The organism is Escherichia sp. S10b (genome assembly GCF_028421345.1).
Classification (GTDB): domain Bacteria; phylum Pseudomonadota; class Gammaproteobacteria; order Enterobacterales; family Enterobacteriaceae; genus ECMA0423.
In genome coordinates this window covers 1-1213 of the sequence record NZ_JAHZSO010000042.1, presented here as the reverse complement: position 1 = coordinate 1213, position 1213 = coordinate 1, and the positions used below count along the sequence as shown (strand labels likewise).

The 1213-nt window shown below is 53.8% G+C and carries 1 protein-coding gene; it reads left to right on the top strand.

Features of this window, described 5'->3' with window-relative positions:
- Positions 1-65: 65 nt before the first annotated feature.
- Positions 66-1213, top strand: a protein-coding gene (locus FTE26_RS03890; RefSeq protein ID WP_085955971.1) for an IS3-like element IS3 family transposase whose coding sequence is annotated in 2 segments (ribosomal slippage) — positions 66-327 and positions 327-1213 — 1149 coding nt annotated over the 2 segments. Because the reading frame shifts where the segments join, the coding sequence is not laid out codon by codon here. This gene is flagged as partial in the annotation.

The following is a 1213-nucleotide window of genomic DNA, read 5'->3' as shown; positions in this document are numbered from 1 at the left end:
TGATCTTACCCAGCAATAGTGGACACGCGGCTAAGTGAGTAAACTCTCAGTCAGAGGTGACTCACATGACAAAAACAGTATCAACCAGTAAAAAACCCCGTAAACAGCATTCGCCTGAATTTCGCAGTGAAGCCCTGAAGCTTGCTGAACGCATCGGTGTTACTGCCGCAGCCCGTGAACTCAGCCTGTATGAATCACAGCTCTACAACTGGCGCAGTAAACAGCAAAATCAGCAGACGTCTTCTGAACGTGAACTGGAGATGTCTACCGAGATTGCACGTCTCAAACGCCAGCTGGCAGAACGGGATGAAGAGCTGGCTATCCTCCAAAAGGCCGCGACATACTTCGCGAAGCGCCTGAAATGAAGTATGTCTTTATTGAAAAACATCAGGCTGAGTTCAGCATCAAAGCAATGTGCCGCGTGCTCCGGGTGGCCCGCAGCGGCTGGTATACGTGGTGTCAGCGGCGGACAAGGATAAGCACGCGTCAGCAGTTCCGCCAACACTGCGACAGCGTTGTCCTCGCGGCTTTTACCCGGTCAAAACAGCGTTACGGTGCCCCACGCCTGACGGATGAACTGCGTGCTCAGGGTTACCCCTTTAACGTAAAAACCGTGGCGGCAAGCCTGCGCCGTCAGGGACTGAGGGCAAAGGCCTCCCGGAAGTTCAGCCCGGTCAGCTACCGCGCACACGGCCTGCCTGTGTCAGAAAATCTGTTGGAGCAGGATTTTTACGCCAGTGGCCCGAACCAGAAGTGGGCAGGAGACATCACGTACTTACGTACAGATGAAGGCTGGCTGTATCTGGCAGTGGTCATTGACCTGTGGTCACGTGCCGTTATTGGCTGGTCAATGTCGCCACGCATGACGGCGCAACTGGCCTGCGATGCCCTGCAGATGGCGCTGTGGCGGCGTAAGAGGCCCCGGAACGTTATCGTTCACACGGACCGTGGAGGCCAGTACTGTTCAGCAGATTATCAGGCGCAACTGAAGCGGCATAATCTGCGTGGAAGTATGAGCGCAAAAGGTTGCTGCTACGATAATGCCTGCGTGGAAAGCTTCTTTCATTCGCTGAAAGTGGAATGTATCCATGGAGAACACTTTATCAGCCGGGAAATAATGCGGGCAACGGTGTTTAATTATATCGAATGTGATTACAATCGGTGGCGGCGGCACAGTTGGTGTGGCGGCCTCAGTCCGGAACAATTTGAAAAC